We start from the raw sequence: 21,031 nt of genomic DNA, 5'->3' as shown, positions 1-21,031 counted from the left end.
CTCTTGCCGTCCGCCGAAGTGAAGCCCTGGCGGGCCGGGTCGGGGTGGGCAGGCAGGACCGTTGGCGCCATGGATGGCGCCATCGAGCCCCCATGGATGGGTTCACGGCATGTCCTGCCTGCCCACCCCGACCCGGCCAACCCGTAGCAACCCCTCGCCATGACCTGCCGTTGCCGTTGCTGTTGCTGTTGCTTCAAAACCAGCCTGCCGCAGGCAGCGCCGCAGCCGCCGCTGCAAGGAAACCTGAATACGTTCGGACACTGCACCTCAATCCCCCGCCCCCGCGGCCGATAACGGGGTTGTCACGGCGTATCACGTCGCGACCGGCTCGGCGCCGCCCGCCTGCTTCAACCTGGTCCTGCTCGATGAATCTCCTGCATCGCTGGCAACACTACTTCAGCAACCTCTCCGTCCGGCGCAAGCTCAACCTGCTGACGCTGCTCATCGCGCTCGGCGTGATCGCGCTGTCGGTGATCGCCGCCCGCATGCAGTACCTGGACCTGACCGAGACCCGCAAGACTGCGCTGAAGACCCAGGTCGAACTGAGCGACGGCATCCTCCAGCACTACCATCGCCTGGCCGGTACCGGCGAGCTCAGCGAGGAAGCTGCCAAGGCCGCCGCCCTGCAGGCGCTGGAAGTGATGCGCGCCGAGAACGACACCTATTACTACAACGTCTACGACACCGGCTATCGCCTGCTGATGCACCCGTTCCGCAAGGACCTGGTCGGCAAGGAAATGAAGGACTTCCGCACTGACGACGGCGTGCGCATCTACTACGACCAGGTCGAGGCGGCCAAGGCCGGCGGCGGCTTCGTCAACTACCGCTGGGCCAAGCCGGGCAGCAAGGGTGACGTCGAGAAGGTGGCCTACGCCAGCCTGTTCGCACCTTGGAACTGGGTGATCAGCAGCGGCGTCTACATGGATGACGTTCAGAAGCAGGCGCTGGTGTTCACCGCCATCATGGCGCTCTCCGGCGGCGTGCTGGTGCTGATCGTACTGGCCCTGAGCTGGGTCATCGGCAACCGCATCGCCGTGCCGTTGAAGCAGGCCACCGCCGTCGCCGAAGGCATCGCCGCCGGCAAGCTCGACAGCCATATCGGCCCGCAGCCGCATGATGAAACCGGCCGCCTGCTGGAAGCGATGGCCGGCATGCAGCAGCAGCTGCACGCGGTGATCGGCGGCCAGCGCGAAATGGCCCGGCGCCACGATGGTGGCGAGCTGAGCTACCGCATCGATGCCAGCGCCTTCCCCGGCGAGTACGGGCTGATGGTGCAGGAAACCAACGCCCTGGTCGGCGGCCATGTGCAGACCCTGCACGATGTACTGGAGGTGGTGCAGCAGTACGCTGTGGGCGATCTGAGCCGCGACATCGCGCGCTACCCCGGCGAGAAGGCCGCGATGACCACCACCGTCGACACGGTCAAGGCCAACCTCGGCCGCATCAACGCCGAGATCAAGCAACTGGCCAGTGCCGCCGCCGCAGGCGACTTCAGCCGTCGTGGCGACGCGCAGCGCTTCGATCACGATTTCCGCCTGATGCTGGAAAACCTCAACGCGATGATGGCGGTCAGCGATGACAACCTCGGCAAGCTCTCGCAGCTGCTGTCGGCCATCGCCGAAGGCGACCTGACCGCGCGTATGCATGGTGATTACCAGGGCGTGTTCGCGCGCATGCGTGACGACGCCAACACCACCGTCACCCAGCTGACCCAGATCGTCGGCCAGATCCAGGCCAGCACGTCCAGCATCACCCTCGCCGCTGGCGAGATCGCGTCGGGCAACAGCGACCTGTCGCGCCGTACCGAGCAGCAGGCCGCCAACCTGGAAGAAACCGCGGCCTCGATGGAAGAGCTGACCTCCACCGTGCGCCAGAACGCCGAGCATGCCCGCCAGGCCAACCAGCTCGCCATCGGCGCGCAGGGTGTGGCCTCGCAGGGTGGCAGCGTGGTCGGCCAGGTGGTCAACACCATGTCGGCCATTGAAGCCTCCTCGAAGAAGATCGCCGAGATCATCAGCGTCATCGACGGCATTGCCTTCCAGACCAACATCCTGGCCTTGAACGCCGCGGTTGAGGCTGCGCGTGCCGGTGAACAGGGCCGCGGCTTCGCCGTGGTCGCCAGCGAAGTGCGCACCCTCGCCCAGCGCTCGGCCGCTGCCGCCAAGGAGATCAAGGGCCTGATCGATGATTCTGTCGGCAAGGTCGCCGAAGGCTCCAGCCTGGTGCACCAGGCCGGCAGCACCATGGGCGAGATCGTCGCTTCGGTGCAGCGCGTGACCGACATCATGGCCGAGATCTCCGCAGCGTCGCAGGAGCAGTCGGCCGGCATCGAGCAGGTCAACCAGACCGTGGTGCAGATGGACGAAACCACCCAGCAGAACGCTGCGCTGGTGGAAGAAGCCACCGCTGCCGCGCGCGCGATGGAAGACCAGGCCGCGCAGCTGGCCGATGCAGTTGCGATCTTCCGCCTCGACAACCAGGTCTCGGCCGCAGTGAAGGCCGTGGCCGCCCGTATCGAGCCAGCCACCACTGCAGCGGTCGCGCCGCGTCCGCAGCCCGCACCGGCACCATTGCGTCGCAGCAGCAACGCCAGCACCTTCGTCGCCAGCGACAGCGACTGGCAGGAATTCTGAGACCCACCCGCGGCGGCTTCGGCCGCCGCCTCTGCCGATGGACACGTCCCCCGTGCAAAGTCCTACTCCCATCGTCACCGGCCCGCGCGAATTCGAGTTCGCCGACCGTGATTTCCGCCGCGTCTGCGACCTGATCTACCAGCGCGTGGGCATCGCCCTCGCCCCGGCCAAGCGCGACATGGTCTATGGCCGTCTGTCGCGCCGCCTGCGCACGCTGGGCATGCGCAGCTTCCAGCAGTATCTGGACCATCTGGAGCACGAAGACGGTGACGAATGGCAGGCGTTCACCAACGCCCTGACCACCAACCTGACCTCGTTCTTCCGCGAACCGCACCACTTCGACAAGCTGCGCGAGGAGCTGCAGCAGCGCGCCAGCCGCACGCCGCTGCTGCTGTGGTCCTGCGCGGCGTCCACCGGCGAAGAGCCCTACTCGATGGCGATCACCGCCTGCGAGGCCTTCGGCACCCTGAAGCCACCGGTACGCATCATCGCCACCGACGTCGATACCCAGGTGCTGGCCACCGCCGGCCGTGGCGTCTACAACATCGATCGCGTCACCAGCCTCGATCCGGACCTGCGCCGCCGCTACTTCCAGCGCGGCAGCGGCCCCAACGAGGGCCAGTGCCGCGTGCTGCCAGCGCTGCGCGAGCTGATCGAGTTCCGCCCATTGAATCTGCTCGCCCCGCGCTACGACGTCGGCGGCCCGTTCGATGCGCTGTTCTGCCGCAACGTGATGATCTACTTCGACAAGCCGACCCAGCGCGCGATCCTGGGCCGGCTGGTGCAGCACCTGTCCGACGATGGCCTGCTCTACACCGGCCACTCGGAGAACTACCTGCACGCCGCCGACCTGATCCAGCCCTGCGGACGCACCCTGTACCGCCGTGCGGCAAAGGCAGGCGCATGAACGCATCGCTGCGTACCGACGATGTGATGCGTTACCAGGACGCGCGCTTCAAGACCATTGCAGCCAAGCTGCTGCCGACCCAGTATCTGGTGGTCGACGACACCACCGCGCTGACCACTACGCTCGGCTCCTGCGTGGCGGCCTGCCTGCGCGACCCGGTGCTGAAGATCGGCGGCATGAACCACTTCCTGCTGCCCGAAGGCAACGCCGGCGACGGCGCGCCCGCGCGCTACGGCAGTTACGCGATGGAACTGCTGATCAACGACATGCTAAAGCGCGGCGCGCACCGCAAGCGCATCGAGGCCAAGGTGTTCGGCGGCGCCAACGTGCTCAAGGGTTTCACCAGCAATCCGGTCGGCACCCGCAACGCCGAGTTCGTGCGCCAGTACCTGCAGGCCGAGCACATTCCGATCATCGCCGAGGACCTGTGCGGCATCCATCCGCGCAAGATCTGGTTCTTCGCCGATACCGGCCGCGTGGTGGTGCAGCGCCTGCCACACGCACACGAAGCCGAAGTAGCCGCCACTGAATCGGCAGTGCGTGCACGCCTGTCCAAGGCCCCGGTCACCGGCGGCGTGGAGCTGTTCGAATGACCCTGACCGGCAACGCCCCCTGTCGGGTCCTGATCGTCGACGACTCCGCCGTCGTGCGCCAGATGCTCACGGAAATCCTGTCCAGCGATCCGTCCATCGACGTGGTCGGCACCGCCGCCGACCCGCTGCTGGCACGCGAGAAGATCAAGCGCCTGGCCCCGGACGTGATCACCCTGGACGTGGAAATGCCGCGCATGGACGGCCTGGCGTTCCTGGAGAACCTGATGCGCCTGCACCCGCTGCCGGTGGTGATGATCTCCTCGCTGACCGAACGTGGCGCCGACACCACGCTGCAGGCACTGGCCTTGGGTGCGGTGGATTTCGTCTCCAAGCCGAAGCTGGACGTGGCGCGCGGCCTGCAGGCCTACGCCGACGAAATCATCGCCAAGGTGAAGATGGCGGCGCGCTCGCGCGTTCGACCGCTGGTACGCTTGGCCGCACCGAAACTCACGCTGGACGCAGCCCCCGCCATGCGCCCTGCCTCACCGCAGTTCCGTACCACCGACCGCCTGATCGCGATCGGCTCGTCAGCCGGTGGCACCGAAGCCCTGCGCGTGGTGTTGGAAGGAATGCCCGCCGATGGCCCGGCCGTGGTGATGACCCAGCACCTGCCGGCCAGCTTCAGCAGCGCCTTCGCCGAACGCCTGGACCGCCACTCGGCAATGGCCGTGCGCGAGGCCAGCGACGGCGAAGCGGTGCTGCCCGGCCACGCCTACCTTCCACCCGGCGGCAAGCACCTGCGGATCATCCGCGACGGTGCGCGCTGGCGCTGCCGCGTCGACGACGGCCCTGCGGTGAACCGGCACAAGCCAGCGGTGGACGTGCTGTTCCGCTCGGTCGCGCAGAACGCCGGCGGCAACGCCATCGGTGCCATTCTCACCGGCATGGGCGATGACGGTGCACGCGGCCTGCTGGAAATGCGCCAGGCCGGCGCACCGACGCTGGTGCAGGACGAGGCCACCAGTGTGGTCTGGGGCATGCCCGGTGCAGCGTTCAAGCTGGGCGCCGCCGAGGAACAGGTGCCGCTGGAACGGATTGCCGAGCGGCTGCTCTCGCTCGCCCGTGGCTGATGGAATGGCTGTAGAGCCGAAGGCAACGGCAGGAGCCGTTGCCAACGTCGCTTGCGACGGCCCGCAGGGGGCCGGGCAAGGACGCCCGGCATAGCCCACGCTCGGTTCCGCATCCGGCCAGACGTCGCCTTCAACCCGTTCAATCTGGCGATACCGTCGGACACTGGCATTTCACTAGTGCGGCTTACGCACATGTGTGACGTAATCACCTCGATTGCGCCCCGGGACGGATCCTTGTCGATCCTACACATTGGACGTACTTCCCCTGCCCCTGCAGCGTGAGGCTCCCTTCCACGGAGCCTCTCATTGCCTCTTCTCACCCATCACGATATCGGCACCGGCTTTCCGCTTGTCCTCGGCGGCAGCTATCTCTGAGGCCGCGATATGTGGGCGCCGCAGATTCACCTGCTGTCGCGGCGCTACCGCCTGATCATTCCAGAGCTGCCCGGGCACGACAACGATCTGCCACTCTCAGCGGCCTTCACCACGCCGGCGTGCCTCGCACATGAAGTGGGCCACCTGCTCGATGTGCTGGGCATCGGGCAGTACGCGGTGGCCGGGCTCTCGGCGGGCGGCATGTGGGCAGCGGAACTGGCGCTGCCTGGCGGATGTCCCCGGCACTACAGCTCGTCCAGCGACACCATGATCCTCACAATGCCAGGGACCGGCACGCCGTCGCGGCTGGCCGCGGTGTAACGCCATCGCGTCGTTGCCTGCACCGCAGCCTCGTCCAGCGCGGCCGAGCCGCTGCCACGCACCAGCTCCGCGCCGTCATGGTTTCCGTGTTCGTCCACGCGTACGAAGATGATGGCCGTGCCATCGCCGCGCTCCGGCCTGCGCCGATCATCCAGCTGAACCGGATACAGGTGCTGCGACGCCGCATCGACCGACGCATAGGTCTCCGCCAGGCGGGCGTCGGGAGACTGTCCCTCCGTGGCAAGGGCAATGGCGTGGGCCTGCTCCTGCAGCAGATATACGCGGCGTTCGGCGGCACTCATCCTGGTATTCGTGTCGCCCTCGTCTCTCGCCTGGGTTGCCGGCGGCGCGGGTTCACCGGCCCAAGCCGGCAGCGAAGCTGCCAGCAGCAGCATCACCACGCTGCCCAGGCCAACGCTTGCCCGCAGCCTCACCACAGCTTGAACGACACCGGCACGCGGATCTGTCCGGGCACCGGCACACCGTCTTCGCTGGCCGGCAGGTACCGCCACTTGCGTGTCGCCGCCTGCGCGGCCTCGTCCAGCTCCGGCCAACCGCTGCTCTGCAGCACGGTCGCGTCGACCCATTGCCCGTCGGCAGTGACCTGCACCATCAGGATCGTTTCACCCTGCTTCTCATCGCGGAAGGCCTGGGATGGATAGCGCGGCGGATTGTTCTGCTTGCTCTCCATCACGATCGAAGCCGGTACGTGCGCGGGGCGAACCCTTTCGACAACCGACTTCTGCGCCATCACGCCGTGCGCCAGCATCAATGTGGCCAACACGACCGCACGCCCGAACCAGCGCCAGCAGCGCGTGCGACTGTCCTTCAATCGATTCTGCAACATCCGTGTACTCCAACAAGCCCAGCAGCAAGTCTAGCGCGGCGCAAGCAAAAAACCCCCGGCTCTCACCGGGGGTTCTTCGTTTCAACGGGATGCCGGCCAGTGGCCGGCACTACCGCATCAGGCAGCGACCGTCCGCGGGCGTCCTGTGAGCGCGTTGAATCGCGCCTGGCTCCAGCGACCCCATCAGTCAATGCTCCGGCTATCGGTTGGAACGTGCATACAAGCTTTCCAGAATGGTTCCGTCAGGTTTGATCAGCTCCAAGGTCTGGTCTGTCTTCAATGCCTCAAACAGACCATCCGCTCGATGATGAATCGATAAAAATCCCTGTTCGAACAGCGTCGTTCCTGTGTCTGGATCAAGAAGATTAACCGTAACATCACCGGCACTGTTTCGCTCACGCACGAAAACCAAGCCATTCGAAACACTCACGTAGCCGTAGCGTGGCGCCAGCCTCCACCGCCCCGACTCATCCAGAAGCCCCCAGCGACCACGCAGTGAGAGGGCGTAGACCCTCGTTCCATCCGCCAAGAGCGCCGGTGAGGGATCATTCGGCGTGAAATCAGCCAGCGCATTACCGCGCAGGTCGAGTATGTGATACCCCGGGTCATACCCCGGCTGTTCGAATGCCGCGATCAGATTCGCACCCAGCGGCTCGATCCGTGGGTAGCGAGGAGGAATCAGCCAAGCGCCCCTGGCATCTATTACACCCCATCCTCCATCGGCTTGGGCCAACAGCAGTTGGTCATCCAGTCCTGCCGCGGTTTGAAAAGGCGCAAGTCGGTAGTACAGGGAAGACGAGATGCTGCCATCATCCAGCATCATGAAACGCACCCCCGCTTCGCCGGGCTTTTGATACTGGACCATCCTGCGATTCAACGGATACAGGCCTGCAGTGTGTTGCGCAGAGCGCAGCGATCCATCCAGGCCTACAACGTATTCATCATCTTCCGAACTGAAGATTACATAGCCCACTCGTTCAGCGAACTCATCGGTCTTCATACAGTTGCCTGCAGGCGTCGGAAATATCGAACCCGCGCGCGTGAAGTGCAGGCACTCGCCGTCCTCGGTGACCGCCGAAAGCAGGTACCCACCTATTCCAAACTTGAACCGATATCGCCCCATCGGCGCCACTTGCACCCCGTGGGGATCCAACACGGTGTCGTTCCCGGCTTGGGTGGCGAGCGCGAAACCCGACCTGTTGAAGGTCATCCGGTCGTAGTCCTGGCGGCCTACGCCTGCCAGTGATCGATCGACCAGGCCGAAGTGCACACCATCCCGTGAAGCGATGGCAACTTCCGCATCATCATCAATGGCAATAAAGTCATTGAAGACTGGACCGGACTTGCCCTTCGCATCAAGGAAACTGGTCCTGCAACGTCGCCTTTCCTCGCTGCAGATTTCGACAGCCGGACTTCCAGCCCAGGACGTCGAGCGCAGAAGATCCTTTTCTACCACTACCGTAAAGCGCCGAACCAAGCGGCCCCGTCCATCAAAGAAATCTATGCGTTTACGTACATCGGGCTCGTTCTGCAGCAACACCTCAGCCTCAATCAGCCCGTTGCCATGCGTCTGTACATGATCGTAGTGTCCTTTCACGACGACGCGTCCTGCTGAATTGATGACTCCCCAGTTCGTGCCACTTTTGAAGACCGCTGCCCCATTCTCGAACCCACGGATGTACTCCATTCCCCGATGCTCGACCAGTCGCCGGCCCGTGCCATCCAGCACCACGCAGCGGCCCTCATGACAGATGCCGTGGCGTGTAGTCCTGTCGAAACGTGGCGGCGGCTCGGTGGGCTGTAGCATTGCAGGCGCCGACGTTGCCCCTGCCGATGACGCAATGGTCAGAAGTACAGAGGCCAGCAGAATGCCCAAGGCCTGGGTGGTGACGGTGCGGCGATGGGTAGGACTGGGAGGCAGCAGGAATGAGCGGCGCATCTCACGCAAGACCGAAATTGTGGGCATCCACGGTAGGCGCCATGCATCTCTACTGAAATACAACTTCTACGAAAGTGCTCCGTCCACAAAAAACCCCCGGCTTTCACCGGGGGTTCTTCGTTTCAACGGGATGCCGGCCAGTGGCCGGCACTACCGCATCAGGCAGCGACCGTCTTGGCCACGTCCTGGTATTCCTCGATCTGGTCGAAGTTCATGTAGCGGTATATCTCCGCGCCGCTGGCGGCGATCACGCCCACATCGGCCATGTACTCTTCCTTGGTCGGGATGCGGCCCAGACGCGAGCAGATCGCGGCCAGTTCGGCCGAACCCAGGTACACGTTGGTGTTGCGGCCCAGGCGGTTCGGGAAGTTGCGGGTCGAGGTCGACATCGCGGTGGAGCCTTCGCGGATCTGCGCCTGGTTGCCCATGCACAGCGAGCAGCCCGGCATTTCCATGCGTGCGCCGGTGGCGCCGAAGGTGCCGTACACGCCTTCCTTGGTCAGCTCGGACGCATCCATCTTGGTCGGCGGGGCCACCCACAGGCGGGTCGGCAGGTCACGCTTGCCTTCCAGCAGCTTCGCAGCGGCACGGAAGTGACCGATGTTGGTCATGCACGAACCGATGAACACTTCGTCGATCTTGGCGCCGGCCACTTCGGACAGGGTCTTCACGTCGTCCGGGTCGTTCGGGCAGGCCACGATCGGCTCGTGGATATCGGCCAGGTCGATCTCGATGACGGCGGCGTATTCGGCGTCCGCATCCGGCTCCAGCAGCTCCGGGTTGGCCAGCCACGCTTCCATCTTCTCGATACGGCGCTGCAGCGAGCGCGGATCCTGGTAACCCTCGGCAATCATCCACTTCAGCAGGGTGATGTTGCTGGTCAGGTACTCGATGATCGGTTCCTTGTTCAGGCGCACCGAGCAACCGGCAGCCGAACGCTCGGCCGAAGCGTCGGACAGCTCGAACGCCTGCTCGACCTTCAGTTCCGGCAGGCCTTCGATTTCCAGGATGCGGCCGGAGAAGATGTTCTTCTTGCCAGCCTTGGCCACAGTCAGCAGGCCCGACTTGATCGCGTACAGCGGGATCGCGTTGACCAAATCACGCAGGGTCACGCCCGGCTGCATCTTGCCCTTGAAGCGCACCAGCACCGATTCCGGCATGTCCAGCGGCATCACGCCGGTGGCAGCGGCGAAGGCCACCAGGCCCGAACCGGCCGGGAACGAAATGCCCACCGGGAAACGGGTGTGCGAGTCACCACCGGTACCGACGGTATCTGGCAGCAGCATGCGGTTGAGCCAGCTGTGGATCACGCCGTCGCCCGGACGCAGCGAGACGCCGCCACGGGTGGAGATGAACTCCGGCAGGGTGTGGTGGGTCTTCACGTCCACCGGCTTCGGGTACGCAGCGGTGTGGCAGAACGACTGCATCACCAGGTCGGCCGAGAAGCCCAGGCAGGCCAGGTCCTTCAGCTCGTCGCGGGTCATCGGGCCGGTGGTGTCCTGCGAACCGACCGAGGTCATCTTCGGTTCGCAGTAGGTGCCCGGGCGCATGCCCTGGCCTTCCGGCAGGCCACAGGCGCGGCCGACCATCTTCTGCGCCAGCGAGAAGCCCTTGCCGGTGTCGACCGGCTGCACCGGCAGACGGAACAGGTCGGTCGGGGCCAGGCCCAGCGCCTCGCGCGCCTTACCGGTCAGGCCGCGACCGATGATCAGCGGAATGCGGCCACCGGCACGCACTTCGTCGAACAGCACTTCGGACTTGACCTGGAACTCGGCGATCACTTCACCGTTCTTCAGCGCCTTGCCTTCGTACGGACGCAGCTCGACCACATCGCCGTGCTCCATCTTCGACACGTCCAGCTCGATCGGCAGTGCGCCGGCATCTTCCATGGTGTTGTAGAAGATCGGAGCGATCTTCGAACCCAGGCAGACGCCACCGGCGCGCTTGTTCGGGATGAACGGAATGTCATCGCCGGTCCACCACAGCACGCTGTTGGTAGCCGACTTGCGCGAGGAACCGGTGCCGACCACGTCGCCGACGTAGGCAACCAGGTGGCCCTTGTCCTTCAGCGACAGGATCTGCTGGATCGGGCCGCGCTTGCCGTCTTCTTCCGGGGTGAACGGCGCGTCGTCGCGCTTGTTCTTCAGCATCGCCAGGGCGTGCATCGGAATGTCCGGGCGGGTGGTCGCGTCCGGTGCCGGCGACAGGTCGTCGGTGTTGGTCTCGCCCGGCACCTTGAACACGGTGACGGTCAGGCTCTGCGGCACTTCCGGGTTGCTGGTGAACCACTCGGCATCGGCCCAGCTCTGCAGCACGGACTGGGCGTTGGCATTGCCGGCCTTGGCCTTTTCCTGCACGTCATGGAACGCATCGAACACCAGCAGGGTCTTCTTCAGGCCGTTGGCGGCGATGGTGCCGACGCTGGCGTCGTCCAACAGCTGCACCAGCGGCGCGACGTTGTAGCCGCCGAGCATGGTGCCCAGCAGTTCGGTGGCGCGCTCACGGCTGATCAGCGGGTTCTGCTCGCTGCCCAGGGCGATCGCCGCCAGGTACGAGGCCTTGACCTTGGCCGCGTCATCGACGCCGGCCGGCACGCGGTGGGTCAGCAGGTCGAGCAGGAACTCGGCCTCGCCCTGCGGCGGGTTCTTCAGCAGTTCGATGACATCGGCCGTCTGCTGCGCGCTCAGCGGCAGCGGCGGGATGCCAAGCGCAGCGCGCTCGGCGACGTGGTGGCGGTAGGCTTCCAACATGACAACTCCCGGGTAATGCGTAGGTTGAAAAAAAGTGGGCTCAGGCTTGCGGCACGATCAGCTTCAGGCCCTTGAAGTAGTCGCGGTAAAACGTATCGTTCCAGGTGATCAGGCCGTCGCACTGCAACAGTGCGTGGGCGCCGACCATGAATTCATCCAGGCTGCGGCGGCTGCCGCTGCGCTGGCGGTGGCGACGGTGCATCTCGCCGGCGCGCAGCGCCGACTTGGCTTCCATCGGGTTGAAGTGCACGCCCATTTCTTCCAGCGCTTCGAGCACCTCGGCGCCGCCACGCAGCGATGCGCAGACCTCGGCCAGGGTCGCGCCGCAGACCACCACACGGCCGCCGACCAGGCTCTGCCTGAGGATGGCTTCCACGGCATCGGCCTGCGGACCATTGCTGAGCAGCTCGACCAGCACCGGTGAATCGACGGCGATCATCACGACTTATTCCTCGTCACGCACCGCGCGTACGGCCGCGTCGGACGATTCGAAGCCGTCCAGCGCGAACTTGCCGCGCGCCCGTGAAATGGCATCGTCAACACTCTTGCGCAGGATGATGCGGCTGCCGTCCAGTTCGACCTTCAGCAGCGTGCCCTTGGTCAGGCCGAGGGCATCACGCACCGCCTTGGGAAGGGTGATCTGTCCGCGTTCTGCAACAGTGGCTTCCATCGGTAGGCCCTCCAGAGTATGCACAAATTATACATACTTCCCCGGGCATACTTCCACCCTGAACAGGACCGGCACCCCGCCAGCCCTTGCCTCGCAAAGGATCGGCCACAAACGTGACATACGCCATACACCTTCCCCTGTAGTCTGGAACCGATGCCGCAGGCCGGAACCCGGCCCGGATGAATCCATTCAGTCTGGGGTTCATACTGGGACCACCGGGGCCGTCAGGCCCACGGCGACCGCAAGCAGGTCCGCCCATGCGCGGGCCACTGCAAGCCATCCGCAAGAAGGAGTTACCCCGCATGAGCGATTCGTTCTCCACCCGCAGCCAGCTGAACGTCGGCGGCAAGACCTACGACTACTTCAGCCTGCCCACGCTGGGCCAGCGCTTCGATATCTCCCACCTGCCCTACTCGATGAAGATCCTGCTGGAGAACCTGCTCCGGCACGAGGACGGCGGCATCACCGTCGGCAAGGACCACATCGAAGCCGTGGCCCGCTGGAACCCGGCGGCCGAGCCAGACACCGAGATCGCCTTCATGCCGGCGCGCGTGGTCCTGCAGGACTTCACCGGCGTGCCCTGCGTGGTCGACCTGGCCGCGATGCGCGATGCGGTGGTCAAGCTCGGCGGCTCGCCTGAGCAGATCAATCCGCTGATTCCCTCCGAACTGGTCATCGACCACTCGGTGCAGGTCGATGTGTTCGGCAAGCCGGACGCGCTGGACCTCAACGGCAAGATCGAATTCCAGCGCAACCAGGAACGCTACGGCTTCCTGCGCTGGGGACAGAAGGCCTTCGACAACTTCAAGGTGGTGCCGCCCAACACTGGCATCGTCCACCAGGTGAACCTGGAGAACCTGGCCCGCGTGGTGATGACCGCGGACAAGGACGGCACGGCGATCGCCTACCCGGATACCGTGTTCGGCACCGACAGCCACACCACCATGATCAACGGCATCGGCGTGCTCGGCTGGGGCGTGGGCGGCATCGAAGCCGAGGCCGCAATGCTCGGCCAGCCTTCGTCGATGCTGATCCCGCAGGTGGTCGGCTTCAAGCTGACCGGCAAGCTGCCCGAGGGCGCCACCGCCACCGATCTGGTGCTGACCGTCACCCAGATGCTGCGCAAGCTCGGCGTGGTCGGCAAGTTCGTCGAGTTCTACGGTGATGGCCTGCAGCATCTGCCACTGGCCGACCGCGCGACCATCGGCAACATGGCCCCCGAATACGGCGCCACCTGCGGCATCTTCCCGATCGACAACGAATCGCTGACCTACCTGCGCCTGTCCGGCCGCGGTGAAGAGCAGATCGCCCTGGTCGAAGCCTATGCCAAGGCGCAGGGCCTGTGGCACGACGCCAACAGCCCGCATGCGCAGTACAGCACCACGCTGGAACTGGACATGGGCACGGTGAAGCCGTCGCTGGCCGGTCCCAAGCGTCCGCAGGACCGCGTGCTGCTGGAAGACGTGCAGAAGAACTACCGCGACGCGCTGGTCGGCATGACCGCCAACCGCGACAAGCGCAGCGAGGATGTCTCCACCTTCGTCAATGAAGGCGGCGGCGCGGCAGTGGGCAACGAGCAGCTGGCCAAGGGCTACGCCGACATCGAGATGGATGGCAGGAAAGTGCGGCTGAAGGATGGCGCGGTGGTCATCGCCGCCATCACCTCGTGCACCAACACCTCCAACCCGGCGGTGATGATCGGTGCCGGCCTGCTGGCCCGCAACGCGGCCGCCAAGGGGCTGGACCGCAAGCCGTGGGTCAAGACCTCGCTCGGCCCAGGCTCGCGCGTGGTCACCGACTATCTTGAAAAGGCCGGCGTTCTCACCGAGCTGGAGAAGATCGGCTTCTACGTGGTGGGCTATGGCTGCACCACCTGCATCGGCAACTCCGGCCCGCTGCCGACCGAAGTCAGCGCCGGCATCGCCAGTGGTGATCTGGTGGTGACCTCGGTGCTGTCGGGCAACCGCAACTTCGAGGGCCGCGTGCACCCCGAAGTGAAGATGAACTACCTGGCCAGCCCGCCGCTGGTGGTGGCCTATGCCATCGCAGGCACCACCGACATCGACCTGACCACCGAACCGCTGGGCACCGGCAGCGATGGCCAGCCGGTGTACCTGCGCGACATCTGGCCGAGCAACAAGGAGATCGGCGACGTCATCGCCGCCACCGTCGGCCCGGAGATGTTCAAGCAGAACTACGCCGACGTGTTCAAGGGCGATACCCGCTGGAACACCATCGCCTCGCCGGACGGTGATCTGTACGAATGGAGCGATGCATCTACCTACATCAAGAATCCGCCCTACTTCGACGGCATGACCATGCAGGTCGGCAGCATCGATGATGTGCACGGCGCACGGGTGATGGGCCTGTTCGGCGATTCGATCACCACCGACCACATCTCCCCGGCCGGCAACATCAAGAAGGATTCCCCCGCCGGACGCTTCCTGCAGGAGCGTGGCGTGCAGCCGGCCGACTTCAACAGCTACGGCAGCCGCCGCGGCAACGATGATGTGATGGTGCGCGGCACCTTCGCCAACATCCGGATCAAGAACCTGATGTTCGGCGGCGAAGAAGGCGGCAACACCCTGTACTACCCCGCCGGCGGTGGCCAGCCGGAGAAGCTGGCGATCTACGATGCGGCCATGAAGTACAAGGCCGACAAGGTGCCGCTGGTGGTGCTGGCCGGCAAGGAATACGGCACCGGCTCGTCGCGTGACTGGGCGGCCAAGGGCACCCTGCTGCTGGGAGTGAAGGCGGTCATCGCCGAGAGCTTCGAGCGCATCCACCGCTCCAACCTGGTCGGCATGGGCGTGCTGCCGCTGCAGTTCCGCAACGGTGAAAACGCACAGAGCCTGGGCCTGGACGGTTCGGAAGTGATCGACATCACCGGCCTGCAGGACGGTGCCAGCAAGCGTGCCACGGTCACCGCGACCAAGGCCGACGGCACCAAGAAGACCTTCGAAGTCTCGGTGATGCTGCTGACCCCGAAGGAAGTGGAGTACTTCCGCCACGGTGGCCTGCTGCAATACGTGCTGCGCCAGCTGGCTGCACGTTGATCGAGCGTACTGCGTAGGTAGAGCCAGGCCATGCCTGGCTGCGACAAGACAAAAGGGCCGGATCCTCACAGATCCGGCCCTTTGCTTTGGCGTTCGCCGGGCAGCGCCCGGCGCTACCTACCGGCGCGGCGCGTCCGGGTCGGTACGCAGCGCCTTCAGCAGGCCCCACATGTAGAACGCCAGGATGAACGAGAACGGCAGGCCACACAGCACCACCGCCGTCTGCATCGCGCTGAAGTTGCCGGCCAGCAGCAGGCCGACGCTGGCCACGGTGATGCCCACCGCCCAGAACACCCGCAGCCAGATCGGCGCGTCGTGGCCGTCCTCCACGCCGTCATCGACACGGCGGGTGCACAGGTTGGCGATCATCAGCGTGCCCGAATCGACCGGGGTCAGGAACAGCACGAAGCCGATCACCACCGCGGCACCGGCCACGTACGGTGCACCAGGCAGGTACTCAAGCAGCTTGAACAGCGTCATCGCCGCATCGTGCTGGGCTACCTCGCCAAGAACCGCCTGGCCGTGATTGAGCACCAGATCGATAGCCGTGTTGCCGAAGATCGACAGCCAGGCCAGGGTGAAGCCGAGCGGGATCAGCAGCACGCCCATGATCACTTCACGGATGGTGCGGCCACGCGAGATGCGCGCCACGAAAAGGCCCACGAACGGCGCCCAGGCGATCCACCAGGCCCAGTAGAACAGCGTCCACGAGCCCATCCACTCACGGCCCTTGGGGTCGTTGAGGTACATGTCGAAGCTCTTGCGCACGAACGCGCCGAGGTAATCGCCGGTGTTCTGGATCAGGCCGTCGAACAGGTGCAGGGTCGGGCCGGTGACCAGCACGAACAGCAGCAGGCCGCACAGCAGGCGCACGTTGAGGTTGGAGAGCCAGGCAATGCCCTTCTCCACGCCCGCTACCACGCCGATGGTGGCAACGGCCATCATCACCAGCACGATCGCCACCAGCACCTGCGGCGTATCCGGAATGTGGAACAGGTAGACCAGGCCGGACTGCACCACCAGCGCGCCGATGCCAAGATTGGTCACCATCGAGATCAGCGTGGCAAGGATGCCGAAGCCATCGACCATGTCGCCGATGCGGCCATGGATGCGCTCGCCGAAGATCGGGTACAGCGCCGAGCGCAGCGCCAGCGGCAGGTCGCGGCGGTAGGCGAAATAGCCCAGTGCCACGCCGACCAGCGCGTACAGCGCCCAGCCGTGCAGGCCCCAGTGCAGGAAGGTCAGCACCATCGCCTCGCGGCCCGCTGCCACCGTTCCGCCGGGCTGCCCGGGCGGATTGAGGAAATGGTCCAGCGGCTCGTAGGCGCCGTAGTACAGCAGCGCGATGCCGATGCCGGCCGAGAACAACATCGACACCCAGGCCACGTAGCCGAAGGCCGGCGATTCCTCGTTGTGGCCGAGGCGGATGCGGCCATACGGCGAGAACGCCAGCCACAGCACGAAGCCCAGGCACAGCACGATCAGCAGCATGTACCACCAGCCGAACGCCGCCGAGACCTCGGCCTGCGCCCATTGCAGCCAGTGCTCGCTGCCTTCGGGATAGAGAACGGTGAGCAGCCCGAGGATGCCGATCGACACCGAGGAACTGAAGAAGACAAAACGGTTCAAGCGCAGGGGCGAACGCTTGGGATGAGCCAGGGAAGACATGGGGTCGTCTCATCAAGTCCGAGGGAGCACATGGGCGGGGCCGGACCGGTAAACCGGGCCCATGGCGTGGGGCGCGAGCGCATCCTAGGGTTTATTGATTGAACGTTCAATCAATAAAAAGCATAATGGTCGGCAGCCCGATCCTTCGGGTCGCAATCCGTGGAGAGACAATGCCGAAGAAAGGCGTGGAACCGGTTCGGCGCGAGCAGCTGATCCGGGCCACTTTCCAGACCATCGACGAGATCGGCATGGCCGATGCGACCGTCGCCACCATCGCGAAGAAGGCCGGGCTGTCCAGCGGCATCGTCGCCCATTACTTCGGCGACAAGGACGGCCTGCTCAATGCTGCAATGCGGCAGATCCTGCGCGAACTGAAGGAGGCGGTCGCCCGCTACCGCGCCGACGTCGGCGACGACCCGCGCGACCAGCTGCGCGCCATCGTCGACGGCAACTTCGACGACAGCCAGATCAACGGCACCGCGATGCGCGTCTGGCTGACCTTCTGGGCCGCCAGCATGCACCAGCCGGAACTGGCCCGGCTGCAGCGCGCCAACGATCAGCGCCTGTTCTCCAACCTGTGCCACCAGTTCAACCGCCTGCTGCCCCACCCGCAGGCCCGCCTGGCCGCCCGTGGCCTGGCCGCGATGATCGACGGTCTGTGGCTGCGCGGCAGCCTGGTCGGCGGCCAGTTCAATGCCGAGAAGTCCCGGCGCATCGCTTACGGCTACATCGACTTCCAGTTGCAGGCTGCCGCGCTATAAGCGTTGCAGCACCCGCCCCCTTCCAAGGAGTACGCCCCATGACCACCCTGCCCGTCCAACAGCTCTACATCCACGGCCAGCGCGTCGATGCCACCAGCGGCAAGACCTTCAGGACCGTCAACCCGGCCACCGGTGAAGTGATCGCTGAAGTGCAGGTCGCCAGCCAGGCTGACGTCGAGCGCGCCGTGCAGAGCGCGGCCGAAGGCCAGAAGGTGTGGGCGGCGATGACCGCCATGGAGCGTTCGCGCATCCTGCGCCGCGCCGTCGAGATCCTGCGCGAGCGCAACGACGAGCTGGCCCATCTGGAAACCCTTGACACCGGCAAGGCGCTGGCCGAAACCACCACCGTGGACATCGTCACCGGTGCCGACGTGGTCGAGTACTACGCCGGCCTGGCCACCGCCATCGAAGGCATCCAGCTGCCGCTGCGCGAATCGAGCTTCTTCTACACCCGCCGCGAGCCGCTGGGCGTGGTCGCCGGCATCGGCGCCTGGAACTACCCGATCCAGATCGCCATGTGGAAGTCGGCACCGGCGCTGGCCGCCGGCAACGCGATGGTGTTCAAGCCGTCCGAAGTGACGCCGCTGACCGCGATCCGACTGGCCGAAATCTACACCGAAGCCGGCGTGCCGGCCGGCGTGTTCAACGTCGTACAGGGCCCTGGCCGCGAGATCGGCCAGTGGCTGACCGAGCACCCGGTGATCGAGAAGATCTCCTTCACCGGCGGCGTCGCCACCGGCAAGAAGGTCATGGCCAGCGCCGCGTCCTCGTCGCTGAAGGAAGTGACCATGGAACTGGGCGGCAAGTCGCCGCTGGTGATCTGCGATGACGCCGACCTCGACCGCGCTGCCGACATCGCGGTGATGGCCAACTTCTTCAGCTCCGGCCAGGTCTGCACCAACGGCACCCGCGTGTTCGTGCCACGCAGCATGCTGGCCGCGTTCGAAGCCGCCGTGGTCGAGCGCGTCAAGCGCATCCGCATCGGCGACCCGACGGCCGCAGAGACCAACTTCGGCCCGCTCACCAGCTTCCCGCACATGGAAAACGTGCTGCGCTACATCGAGAGTGGCAAGACCGAAGGCGCCCGCCTGCTGACCGGCGGCGGCCGTGCTACCGAAGGCGCGCTGGCCAATGGCGCCTACGTGCTGCCGACCGTGTTCTCCGACTGCCGCGATGACATGACCATCGTCAAGGAAGAGATCTTCGGGCCGGTGATGAGCATCCTTGCCTACGACGACGAAGACGAAGTGGTGCGTCGAGCCAACGACACCACTTTCGGCCTCGCCGCCGGCGTGGTCAGCAAGGACGTCAGCCGCGCCCACCGCATCATCCACCGCCTGGAAGCTGGCATCTGCTGGATCAATACCTGGGGCGAATCGCCGGCCGAAATGCCGGTCGGTGGCTACAAGGAATCCGGCGTCGGCCGCGAGAACGGCCTCTCGACCCTCGGCCACTACACCCGCATCAAGTCGGTGCAGGTCGAGCTGGGCGACTACGCCAGCGTGTTCTGACCGGCGCGCCCCCGGGCGCGCCCCACGTCCGGCCATCGTGCCGATCCGACATTCCGCCGGGACGGCTGCATGCAGCGCCCCGGCCTGCAGGAGACACCCATGAGCACCCATAACGAGTACGACTACATCATCATCGGCGCCGGTTCGGCCGGCAACGTGCTGGCCACCCGCCTCACCGAAGATGCCGATGTCAGCGTGCTGCTGCTGGAAGCCGGTGGCCCGGACTACCGGCTCGACTTCCGTACCCAGATGCCGGCGGCGCTGGCCTTCCCGCTGCAGGGCAAGCGCTACAACTGGGCGTACAAGACCGATCCCGAGCCCTTCATGAACAACCGCCGCATGGACTGTGGCCGCGGCAAGGGCCTGGGCGGTTCGTCGCTGATCAACGGCATGTGCTACATCCGCGGCAACGCCATGGACTACGACAACTGGGCCAGCATGCCGGGTCTGGACGACTGGACCTACCTGGACTGCCTGCCGTACTTCCGCAAGGCCGAAACCCGCGACATCGGCCCCAATGATTACCACGGTGGCGAAGGCCCGCTGCGTGTGACCACGCCCAAGGCCGGCAACAACGAGCTGTTCGCTGCGATGGTCGAGGCCGGCGTGCAGGCCGGCTACCCGCGCACCGACGATCTCAACGGCTACCAGCAGGAAGGCTTCGGCCCGATGGACCGCACGGTGACCCCGAAGGGCCGTCGCTCCAGCACCGCCCGCGGCTACCTGGACCTGGCCAAGCCGCGCCCGAACCTGACCATCGTCACCCACGCGCTGACCGACCGCATCCTGTTCTCGGGCAAGCGTGCGGTGGGCGTGCAGTGGTTGCACAACGACCAGCCGCAGCGTGCCACTGCGCGCCGCGAAGTGCTGCTGTGCGGCGGCGCCATCGCTTCGCCGCAGATCCTGCAGCGCTCGGGCGTCGGCCCGGCCGATCTGCTGCGCAGCCTGGACATCGACCTGGTGCACCACCTGCCGGGCGTCGGCGCCAACCTGCAGGACCATCTTGAGATGTACCTGCAGTACGAGTGCAAGAAGCCGGTCTCGCTGGCCCCGGCACTGAAGCTCTACAACCAGCCGGCCATCGGCGCCGAGTGGCTGTTCCTTGGCACCGGCATCGGCGCCAGCAACCAGTTCGAGGCCGGTGGCTTCATCCGCAGCGACGCCGAGTTCGATTGGCCGAACCTGCAGTACCACTTCCTGCCGGTGGCGATCAATTACAACGGCTCCAACCCGATCAAGGCGCACAGCTTCCAGATGCACGTCGGCTCGATGCGTTCGCCCAGCCGCGGCCGCATCCACGTGCGCTCGAAGGATCCGCGCGAACATCCCAGCATCCTGTTCAACTACATGTCGCACGACCAGGACTGGCGCGAGTTCCGTGCCGCGATCCGGATCACCCGCGAGATCTTCGCGCAGCCGGCGCTGGCGCCGTACAGCGGCCGCGAGATCTCCCCGGGCAGTGCGCTGCAGACCGATGCGCAGATCGACGCATTCGTGCGCGAACATGCCGAGACCGCCTACCACCCGTCGTGCTCGAACAAGATGGGCCACGCCGATGATCCGATGGCGGTGGTCGACGGCCAGGGCCGCGTGCACGGCCTGGAAGGCCTGCGCATTGTCGATGCTTCGATCATGCCGCAGGTGGTGACCGGCAACCTCAACGCACCGACCATCATGATCGCCGAGAAGCTGGCCGACGTGATCCGCGGCCGCACCCCGCTGGCCCGCAGCACCGCGCCGTACTACAAGGCCAATGGTGCACCGGTACGCAGCAAGGGCTGACGCGAATCGCCCGCAAACGGCGGACACCTATCTCCGGTAGATGCCCACCCTGGTGGGCGCTCATGCAGCCCCGGGGGCGCGTTCTTCGCGCCCCCTTCGCGTTTTCCCTACGGAACGGTATGCTGCGGTGAGCGGTTCTGGCGGATAC

16 protein-coding genes are annotated in these 21,031 nt (G+C 65.6%); 9 read left to right on the top strand and 7 right to left on the bottom strand.

The features are described 5' to 3' along the window. Positions 1 to 365: 365 nt before the first annotated feature. From DI041_RS02935 to DI041_RS21535, 5 genes are all read left to right on the top strand, one after another. Complete coding sequence (locus DI041_RS02935) at positions 366 to 2,633, top strand: methyl-accepting chemotaxis protein (protein ID WP_136639715.1); 2,268 nt, start codon at positions 366 to 368, stop codon at positions 2,631 to 2,633. Between the two features lie 37 nt (positions 2,634 to 2,670). Continuing rightward, on the top strand, positions 2,671 to 3,540 hold the full coding sequence (locus DI041_RS02930; protein WP_136639716.1) for a CheR family methyltransferase: 870 nt from the start codon (positions 2,671 to 2,673) through the stop codon (positions 3,538 to 3,540). Then, the gene (gene cheD / locus DI041_RS02925) at positions 3,537 to 4,133 is read left to right on the top strand and encodes a chemoreceptor glutamine deamidase CheD (protein ID WP_008264676.1); all 597 of its coding nucleotides are present in this window, start codon (positions 3,537 to 3,539) and stop codon (positions 4,131 to 4,133) included. The genes DI041_RS02930 and cheD overlap by 4 nt, the downstream gene beginning before the upstream one ends. Continuing rightward, the gene (locus DI041_RS02920) at positions 4,130 to 5,203 is read left to right on the top strand and encodes a protein-glutamate methylesterase/protein-glutamine glutaminase (protein ID WP_136639717.1); all 1,074 of its coding nucleotides are present in this window, start codon (positions 4,130 to 4,132) and stop codon (positions 5,201 to 5,203) included. The genes cheD and DI041_RS02920 overlap by 4 nt, the downstream gene beginning before the upstream one ends. Before the next feature lie 384 nt (positions 5,204 to 5,587). Continuing rightward, positions 5,588 to 5,899: an alpha/beta fold hydrolase gene (locus DI041_RS21535; RefSeq protein WP_345775777.1), complete on the top strand. Its 312-nt coding sequence runs from the start codon at positions 5,588 to 5,590 to the stop codon at positions 5,897 to 5,899. Here DI041_RS21535 and DI041_RS02910 read toward each other — a convergent pair. From DI041_RS02910 to DI041_RS02885, 6 genes are all read right to left on the bottom strand, one after another. Then, entirely contained in the window at positions 5,824 to 6,201 is a 378-nt protein-coding gene (locus tag DI041_RS02910; RefSeq protein WP_136639718.1) for an energy transducer TonB, read from the bottom strand. The genes DI041_RS21535 and DI041_RS02910 overlap by 76 nt on opposite strands. 128 nt (positions 6,202 to 6,329) lie before the next feature. Then, entirely contained in the window at positions 6,330 to 6,746 is a 417-nt protein-coding gene (locus tag DI041_RS02905) for an energy transducer TonB (protein ID WP_136639719.1), read from the bottom strand. A gap of 199 nt (positions 6,747 to 6,945) precedes the next feature. Beyond that, entirely contained in the window at positions 6,946 to 8,685 is a 1,740-nt protein-coding gene (locus DI041_RS02900) for a WG repeat-containing protein (RefSeq protein WP_248298506.1), read from the bottom strand. A 158-nt stretch (positions 8,686 to 8,843) separates the two neighbouring features. Next, positions 8,844 to 11,435: a bifunctional aconitate hydratase 2/2-methylisocitrate dehydratase gene (gene acnB / locus DI041_RS02895; protein ID WP_136639721.1), complete on the bottom strand. Its 2,592-nt coding sequence runs from the start codon at positions 11,433 to 11,435 to the stop codon at positions 8,844 to 8,846. A 40-nt stretch (positions 11,436 to 11,475) separates the two neighbouring features. Next, complete coding sequence (locus DI041_RS02890) at positions 11,476 to 11,874, bottom strand: type II toxin-antitoxin system VapC family toxin (RefSeq protein WP_008267153.1); 399 nt, start codon at positions 11,872 to 11,874, stop codon at positions 11,476 to 11,478. 6 nt (positions 11,875 to 11,880) lie between these two features. Continuing rightward, entirely contained in the window at positions 11,881 to 12,105 is a 225-nt protein-coding gene (locus DI041_RS02885) for an AbrB/MazE/SpoVT family DNA-binding domain-containing protein (RefSeq protein ID WP_005409505.1), read from the bottom strand. A gap of 302 nt (positions 12,106 to 12,407) precedes the next feature. On the opposite strand from DI041_RS02885, the gene acnA reads away from it, so the two are divergent. Then, positions 12,408 to 15,161, top strand: coding sequence for an aconitate hydratase AcnA (acnA, locus tag DI041_RS02880; RefSeq protein ID WP_136639722.1), 2,754 nt, complete (start codon positions 12,408 to 12,410; stop codon positions 15,159 to 15,161). 117 nt (positions 15,162 to 15,278) lie between these two features. On the opposite strand, the gene DI041_RS02875 is transcribed toward acnA, so the two are convergent. Further along, a complete protein-coding gene (locus tag DI041_RS02875; protein WP_136639723.1) occupies positions 15,279 to 16,829 on the bottom strand; it encodes a BCCT family transporter in 1,551 nt (516 codons plus the stop codon). A 170-nt stretch (positions 16,830 to 16,999) separates the two neighbouring features. Here DI041_RS02875 and betI point away from each other — a divergent pair, with 170 nt between their 5' ends. The 3 genes from betI (at position 17,000) to betA (ending at position 20,883) form a co-directional block, all read left to right on the top strand. After that, entirely contained in the window at positions 17,000 to 17,590 is a 591-nt protein-coding gene (gene betI / locus DI041_RS02870; protein WP_136639724.1) for a transcriptional regulator BetI, read from the top strand. A 38-nt stretch (positions 17,591 to 17,628) separates the two neighbouring features. Next, entirely contained in the window at positions 17,629 to 19,101 is a 1,473-nt protein-coding gene (betB, locus tag DI041_RS02865) for a betaine-aldehyde dehydrogenase (RefSeq protein ID WP_136639725.1), read from the top strand. A 99-nt stretch (positions 19,102 to 19,200) separates the two neighbouring features. After that, positions 19,201 to 20,883 (top strand): choline dehydrogenase, encoded by a 1,683-nt coding sequence (gene betA / locus DI041_RS02860; RefSeq protein WP_136639726.1) that lies wholly within the window; start codon positions 19,201 to 19,203, stop codon positions 20,881 to 20,883. The last annotated feature ends 148 nt before the right edge of the window (positions 20,884 to 21,031 follow it).

Source organism: Stenotrophomonas maltophilia, from assembly GCF_004920835.1.
Taxonomy (GTDB): domain Bacteria; phylum Pseudomonadota; class Gammaproteobacteria; order Xanthomonadales; family Xanthomonadaceae; genus Stenotrophomonas; species Stenotrophomonas maltophilia_AQ.
Note: the sequence above shows the minus strand (reverse complement) of the source record. Positions and strands in the feature narration are given on the sequence as shown.

Coding starts and splice junctions, on each gene's coding strand:
- acnA (WP_136639722.1), top strand. CDS start 12,408: ATGAGCGATTCGTTCTCCACCCGCAGCCAGCTGAACGTCGGCGGCAAG.
- DI041_RS02890 (WP_008267153.1), bottom strand. CDS start 11,874: ATGATCGCCGTCGATTCACCGGTGCTGGTCGAGCTGCTCAGCAATGGT.
- DI041_RS02900 (WP_248298506.1), bottom strand. CDS start 8,685: ATGCGCCGCTCATTCCTGCTGCCTCCCAGTCCTACCCATCGCCGCACC.
- DI041_RS02935 (WP_136639715.1), top strand. CDS start 366: ATGAATCTCCTGCATCGCTGGCAACACTACTTCAGCAACCTCTCCGTC.
- DI041_RS02910 (WP_136639718.1), bottom strand. CDS start 6,201: ATGAGTGCCGCCGAACGCCGCGTATATCTGCTGCAGGAGCAGGCCCAC.
- betI (WP_136639724.1), top strand. CDS start 17,000: ATGCCGAAGAAAGGCGTGGAACCGGTTCGGCGCGAGCAGCTGATCCGG.
- DI041_RS02905 (WP_136639719.1), bottom strand. CDS start 6,746: ATGTTGCAGAATCGATTGAAGGACAGTCGCACGCGCTGCTGGCGCTGG.
- DI041_RS02930 (WP_136639716.1), top strand. CDS start 2,671: ATGGACACGTCCCCCGTGCAAAGTCCTACTCCCATCGTCACCGGCCCG.
- cheD (WP_008264676.1), top strand. CDS start 3,537: ATGAACGCATCGCTGCGTACCGACGATGTGATGCGTTACCAGGACGCG.
- DI041_RS02920 (WP_136639717.1), top strand. CDS start 4,130: ATGACCCTGACCGGCAACGCCCCCTGTCGGGTCCTGATCGTCGACGAC.
- DI041_RS02875 (WP_136639723.1), bottom strand. CDS start 16,829: ATGTCTTCCCTGGCTCATCCCAAGCGTTCGCCCCTGCGCTTGAACCGT.
- betB (WP_136639725.1), top strand. CDS start 17,629: ATGACCACCCTGCCCGTCCAACAGCTCTACATCCACGGCCAGCGCGTC.
- betA (WP_136639726.1), top strand. CDS start 19,201: ATGAGCACCCATAACGAGTACGACTACATCATCATCGGCGCCGGTTCG.
- acnB (WP_136639721.1), bottom strand. CDS start 11,435: ATGTTGGAAGCCTACCGCCACCACGTCGCCGAGCGCGCTGCGCTTGGC.
- DI041_RS21535 (WP_345775777.1), top strand. CDS start 5,588: ATGTGGGCGCCGCAGATTCACCTGCTGTCGCGGCGCTACCGCCTGATC.
- DI041_RS02885 (WP_005409505.1), bottom strand. CDS start 12,105: ATGGAAGCCACTGTTGCAGAACGCGGACAGATCACCCTTCCCAAGGCG.